Raw genomic sequence first — 5715 nt, 5'->3', positions numbered from 1 at the left:
CCTTATCGTCGGCAGCGTCAGATGTGTATAAGAGACAGGGGCTGAAGTGCCGGACGGCGGCGCGGACGCGCCGGGCGGCGGCGCGGACGCGCCGGGCGGCGGCGCGGACGCGCCTCGCGGGTATCGCACCGAAGGGGACCTCGCGGCCGGATCTGCGGAGGTGCTGGAGCTACTGGTCGACCGGCTTGAGGACTACAAGGCGCAGGTGCATCGGGTCCCCGGCAGGGAGGTCGGCACCGTGGTGGCACGGCTCGCGGCGGAGGTGCCCGGCGACGCGGCACGTCCGCGCGTCGTCGTCCCGGCAGGGCTGGAGCCTGCGTGGGTCGCGGCCTTGTCCGACGGCGGGGCGACCGTCGTCGTCGACACCCCCGAGGCGCCGTTGTCGCCGACGGACCTCGATCAGACCGCCGGGGTGGTCACCGCGGCGCGGGTCGCCGTCGCCGAGACCGGCACGATCGTGCTCGATGCGAGCCCTGACCAGGGTCGACGGGCGATCTCGCTGGTACCTGACGTGCATGTCTGCGTGGTTCGCGCCGACCAGGTGGTGCAGACCGTGCCCGAGGCAGTGCGGCTGCTCGCCGCTCACCCGGAGCGCCCGCTCACCTGGATCAGCGGCCCGAGCGCGACCAGCGACATCGAGCTGAACCGGGTCGAAGGGGTGCACGGGCCGCGGACGTTGCACGTGGTGCTGGTGGGCTGAGGCGCACCGGGCCCCTGGGATCTGTAGTGCGGAAGGTCTGGTATCTGTAGCGCAGAGCATCTGGTATCTGTAGCGTAGAACTCCTGGAATCTGTAGCGTAGAGCGCGTGACCGCACCCTCGACCGCAGGAACCTACGTTCGCCGAGTGATCGACGAGGCGATCGACCGCTACATCGGCTCTCTGCCGGCCATCGCCCTCCAGGGGGCGAAGGGGGTTGGCAAGACTGCAACGGCGCTGCAACGCGCTGACCAGGCACTCGATCTCTCGGTACCGGCATTGCGCGAGACCTTCCGTGCGTCGGTCGAACCGCTGAAAGGCCTGGCCGGAACGACGCTCATCGACGAGTGGCAGCGGGAGCCGTCGTCATGGGACTTCGTGAAGCGTGCGGTCGACGCCGGAGCACCGGCAGGTTCCTATGTGGTGGCAGGAAGCTCCGCACCACCGGGCGCTACCGTCCACTCCGGTGCGGGGCGCATCCTGACACTCCGGATGCGGCCGCTGTCACTCGCCGAACGCCGTCTCGATACTCCCGCCGTCAGCCTCGCGGAGCTGCTCGACGGGACGAATCCCGACGTCGAGGGCCGAACGAACTCCGATCTCGCGGACTACACGCAGGAAATCCTGTCCACCGGCCTTCCCGGACTCCGCCGCTTTCCGGCGGAGATCCGGCGTGCGCAGATCGACTCCTACATCGACGCGACCGTGAACCAGGAGTTTGCCGAACAGGGCATCTCGGTACGTCGCCCGGCGACACTCCGCGCCTGGATGGCCGCCTACGCGGCAGCGACCGCGACAACCACCACGTACACACGAATCCTGGAAGCCGCCACACCCGGGCTCCAGGAGAAGCCCGCGCGGTCGACCACCACCGTCTACCGGGATGCCCTGATGCGCGCCTTTCTCCTCGATCCGCTCGACGCGTGGATCCCCGGAATGAACCACTTCACGCGACTTGCCCAGGGTCCGAAGCACCTGCTGGCGGATCCGGGCATCGCCGCGCGCCTGCTGGGAGCGAACCAGCGCAGTCTGCTGCGAGGACAGACCTCAGGGCCAGAGATGCCGCGAGACGGTTCCCTGCTGGGGGCCTTGTTCGAGCATCTGGTCGCCATGTCGGTCCAGACCTACGCCCAAGCCGCGCAGGCACGCGTCTCGCACCTGCGGACCCAGGACGGCCGCCACGAGGTCGACCTCATCGTCGAACGCGACGGTGCCGTCGTCGCACTTGAGGTGAAGCTCGCGACAACCATCGACGACCACGACGTCCGGCACCTGCACTGGCTCCGCGAGCAACTGGGGGACGACCTGGTCGACGCGGCGGTCATCTCCACCGGGCCGGTCACCTACCGTCGGCCCGACGGCATTGCTGTCATCCCCGCAGCACTCCTGGGACCATGAGTGGTCATCCTTGCGGCGCAACGGGCACACCAAAAAGCTGGCCGACGAGGTGGCCGCTCCGCGCTGCACCGCATCTGCTGCTCGGCCCGCCTCAACGTATGCCCCGTGTACGAGCGGGTGCGCGGGCACGCCTGCGGCTCCGTCTACCCCTGACCCGTCCAGCCACAGCGGCCTGTGGCGGGACTCCCGCCACAGGCCCGCTTCGGCACGCGGCCGGCTCAACCGCTCCTCGTCGCGTCGCCTACGGGAGGACCAGTGCGGCGACAACGATCGCTACGAGCAGCAGCCAGCCAGTACCGCCGATGCACGTGGCAACCAGCGCAGCGCGGCGGCGGAACCATGGCTCACCCGGCACCATGGGCTCGTTCAGGGGAGCCGCCACGCCAGCAGTCCGGCGCGGGTGGTCAAGGGCACGCGCCGCGCGCATCCGCGCCGCATTGCCCAGCAGGAACATCCAGAACATGATCCCGCCCAGACCCCACCACCCCCAGGTCATCGTCTTCGCGTTGGCGTCACGGTGGACGGCCTCGGCGCAGGAGCGGCACATTTGGTCCCGCCAGGTCGTGATCCGGTAGAAGATCAGGAAACTGCCGATACCCTGCTGAGTGGTCTTGACAGCCGGCGTCGATCCGCAGAAGCGGCACTCACCATCAGCCGGCTCCCTGCCCGCCACCACGTTCGACGGCGAACTCTCCGTCGCCTCAAGGTTTGTCATCATGCACCATCGTTCCTGTTGCGCGCCCTCTGTCCGTTGCCAGGGCGATTCGGGCTGGAAACATAGCAGATGAATGCATCTCATCCAGCCTCGTTCGGCGCGATCGTGTTCCGGACAATGCGTCCGCGGCACACGACCACCGTCGGCCACAGATAGCCGACATCACCAGGAAGCGTGTTGCGCCGGCGCCGGTCACGCGACCGGCCCTGCGCCTTCGTGCTGGCTATGGGTGGAGTTTGGCGCCCTTGACGACCTTGTCCACCACGCGCCGCTCCCCCGCCACGGCCACGCCCACCAGGTCGAGCTTCTCCGTGGCGGCAGCCGCGACGGCGGCGCGGTTGTCGACGTCGTTCCCGGTGGCGAACAGGTCGGCCGTGTAGATGCCGATACTCAGCCCGCGGGAATCGGCACGGGAGCGGATCGTGGCCAGCCGACCGCCGTCGGCCACCATGACCATGACGGGCGTGCCGAGCATCGGCAGGTACTCACGGCCGTCCGCATCCCGATAGGTATCCCCGACCAGTTCGGGGTAAGCGGCGGTCACCGCGCCGGCGAGAAAGGCGGTGACATTGTACTCCTGCCAACCGAGCAGGTCATCCCGCAGCAGGATCACGATCTTGGGGTGTTCGAAGGTCATGGCCCCAGGCTCGCGCAGGGTCCGGGCTGCGATCTTGTACGTTCTTGATGTGGCTGAGGACGTGGTGCGCGCGTGGCGGCCCGGGGTTCCCGGGATCGCCGAGGTGCTGCACGCCGCCTGGCGCGAGCACTCCTACCCGGCGCACACGCACGACACGTGGACCGTGCTCATCGTCGACGACGGGCTGATCGGCTACGGCCTGGACGGGCGGGAACACGCGGCGCAGCACACGGGCGTCACGGTGCTGCCACCGGGCGTCGTCCACGACGGGCGGTCGGTGAGCGCGGCCGGCTTCCGCAAGCGGGTGGTCTACCTGGAGGAAGCCGCGCTCGACGGCGGACTGGTCGGCCGGGCGGTCGACGCGCCACTGGTCCCGGACGAAGGCCTGCGTCGCCGCTTCACCGGCCTCGACCGGGCCCTCACGCTGCGTGAGGACGTCGCCGCCGAGACCCTGTTCGCGCTGGTCACCGAGGGCCTTGCCTGGCACCTCACCGGCCGCCCAACACCGGCCCGCGAACCGTCGACCACAACGACGGCCCGATACGCCCGAGACCTGCTCGACACCGACCCCACCCAGCCGGTCCGGCTCGCCGACGTCGCCGCCGAGATCGGCGTGACCGTGCCCCACCTGGTCCGCGCCTTCACCCGCGAGTTCGGACTACCACCCCACCGCTACCTCGTGGGCCGAAGGCTCGACCTGGCACGACGCCGGCTCCTGGCCGGAGAGCCCGCGCCCGACGTCGCGGCCACCACCGGATTCCACGACCAGGCGCACCTGACCCGACACTTCCGCAGACTGCTGCGCACGACGCCGGGGCGGTACCAGCGTGGGGGACGTGCGGGACGGCCATAGTTGCCGCTCGTCCTGCGACCGCCTGATCGAGTCCTGCACCCTCAGGCCATGCTCGCCGCGCTCCAAGCCTAACGAGCCTCGTAGCTGAGTCCTTGACCGCTCACGTCGTCGACTCTGCGCAACCGATTCGGTTACACTTATTTCGTTCATCCTGGAGGCGCGCATGACCGACATCCTTGCCCACGACAGCGAAGCGCTCCGCGGGGCCTTGGCCACGCCCGGCGATGACGACGTCGAGGTCACCCTCAGCCTTCCACGCTCCACGGCCGCCCGGATCCTGATGCTTCTCGAAGCCGAACTGCACGGCGGCGCCTGGGTGCTCCCTATGGAAGAAGACCTGACAACGACACAGGCGGCCCGCGCGCTCGGCGTCTCTCGGCCGCACCTGGTCGAGCTTCTCAAGAACGGAGCAATCGAACACCACAAGGTCGGCACACACCGCCGCGTCCCGGTCGCCGCCCTGCATGCCTACAAGGCTGAACGCGACCGTCGCCACGCCGCCCTCAAGGACCTGATGTCCCTGTCCGACGAAATCGGCCTGGACGAGTGATCCGCGTCGTTCTGGCCGACGCCAACATCCTGTTCTCACGTGTCCTGCGCGACTACATCGTCTACAGCACCGCCGAAGGCCTCATCGACCTGCACTGGTCCGAGCAGATCCTCGACGAACTCGACCGCAATCTCGTCGAGCAGCGCGGATTCACCCACGAACAGACGACCCGCCTGCGAGACGGCCTGACAGGCTTCCTCCCCCAAGCCTCCGTGCAACCCGCACCACAACACTTTGAGCACCTCGCCGCCGCGAGCATGCCCGACCCTGACGACCGGCACGTCCTCGCTGCCGCTATCGCAGCCCACGCCGACGTGCTGTGCACCGCCAACATCAAGGACTTCCCCGACGACGCCGCTCACCAGGCAGGCATCACCGTCATGCACCCGGACGAACTGCTCAGCGGGCTCGTCCACGAGGCCCCGGCAGCAATGCTCGCCGTCCACACCCGTATTACTCACACCCGCAAGAACTTCACCAGCCCCGACCTCCTGGACCGCCTCGTCAAGGCTGACGCACCGACCACGGCGGCCGCCCTGCGCGGATATCTCCCCTGAGAGCTGACCACGTTTCCGAACACCTCGAGGCAAACCCGTATCCATGCGTCGTCTTGCGATACGGCGGCGGCGCCACCGTGCGGCGACCGATCGACCAGGTCAGGTTGACCAGACTAGGCAAGCCGTCAACGCTCCATGACAGTCGTCAATGTTCAGGAAGCGAAGACCCACCTGTCTCGTCTAGGGCCTGTCCTGCGAATGGGCAGGTCACAGGGCCGGTAATGTCAGGGTTGTGGGTGTTGGACGCGGTGAGTTGACCGATGCGGCTTGGGCGCGGATCGAGCCGTTGTTGCCCTCGGCGGAGGGT

The 5715-nt window shown here is 68.5% G+C and carries 7 protein-coding genes; 5 read left to right on the top strand and 2 right to left on the bottom strand.

The genetic code is table 11. From position 1 onward, the window contains the following. The first annotated feature begins 160 nt into the window (after window positions 1-160). Both HGK34_RS21735 and HGK34_RS21730 read left to right on the top strand, forming a co-directional pair. Window positions 161-700 (top strand): LutC/YkgG family protein, encoded by a 540-nt coding sequence (locus HGK34_RS21735; protein WP_307816170.1) that lies wholly within the window; start codon window positions 161-163, stop codon window positions 698-700. Window positions 701-806: 106 nt separating this feature from the next. Continuing rightward, window positions 807-2096: an ATP-binding protein gene (locus HGK34_RS21730; RefSeq protein ID WP_201851415.1), complete on the top strand. Its 1290-nt coding sequence runs from the start codon at window positions 807-809 to the stop codon at window positions 2094-2096. Window positions 2097-2337: 241 nt separating this feature from the next. Here the strand turns inward: HGK34_RS21730 and HGK34_RS21725 are convergent, their stop codons facing one another. After that, window positions 2338-2811 carry a hypothetical protein gene (locus tag HGK34_RS21725; protein WP_201851413.1) on the bottom strand — a complete coding sequence of 158 codons (474 nt, stop codon included), beginning with the start codon at window positions 2809-2811 and terminating at the stop codon, window positions 2338-2340. 223 nt (window positions 2812-3034) lie between these two features. After that, window positions 3035-3448: a DUF2000 domain-containing protein gene (locus tag HGK34_RS21720; protein WP_201851411.1), complete on the bottom strand. Its 414-nt coding sequence runs from the start codon at window positions 3446-3448 to the stop codon at window positions 3035-3037. A 49-nt stretch (window positions 3449-3497) separates the two neighbouring features. Here HGK34_RS21720 and HGK34_RS21715 point away from each other — a divergent pair, with 49 nt between their 5' ends. The 3 genes from HGK34_RS21715 (at window position 3498) to HGK34_RS21705 (ending at window position 5408) form a co-directional block, all read left to right on the top strand. Then, window positions 3498-4301 (top strand): AraC family transcriptional regulator, encoded by an 804-nt coding sequence (locus HGK34_RS21715; protein WP_307816169.1) that lies wholly within the window; start codon window positions 3498-3500, stop codon window positions 4299-4301. A gap of 163 nt (window positions 4302-4464) precedes the next feature. Then, on the top strand, window positions 4465-4851 hold the full coding sequence (locus tag HGK34_RS21710) for an excisionase family DNA-binding protein (RefSeq protein ID WP_201851407.1): 387 nt from the start codon (window positions 4465-4467) through the stop codon (window positions 4849-4851). After that, window positions 4848-5408 carry a PIN domain-containing protein gene (locus tag HGK34_RS21705; protein WP_201851405.1) on the top strand — a complete coding sequence of 187 codons (561 nt, stop codon included), beginning with the start codon at window positions 4848-4850 and terminating at the stop codon, window positions 5406-5408. Before HGK34_RS21710 ends, HGK34_RS21705 begins: the two co-directional genes overlap by 4 nt. Window positions 5409-5715 lie beyond the last annotated feature (307 nt).

The organism is Myceligenerans indicum (genome assembly GCF_016742955.1).
Classification (GTDB): domain Bacteria; phylum Actinomycetota; class Actinomycetes; order Actinomycetales; family Cellulomonadaceae; genus Myceligenerans; species Myceligenerans indicum.
Note: the sequence above shows the minus strand (reverse complement) of the source record. Positions and strands in the feature narration are given on the sequence as shown.

Excerpts from the sequence above, each read along its gene's own strand:
- HGK34_RS21725 (WP_201851413.1), bottom strand. The coding sequence starts at position 2,811 with ATGACAAACCTTGAGGCGACGGAGAGTTCGCCGTCGAACGTGGTGGCG.
- HGK34_RS21720 (WP_201851411.1), bottom strand. The coding sequence starts at position 3,448 with ATGACCTTCGAACACCCCAAGATCGTGATCCTGCTGCGGGATGACCTG.
- HGK34_RS21710 (WP_201851407.1), top strand. The coding sequence starts at position 4,465 with ATGACCGACATCCTTGCCCACGACAGCGAAGCGCTCCGCGGGGCCTTG.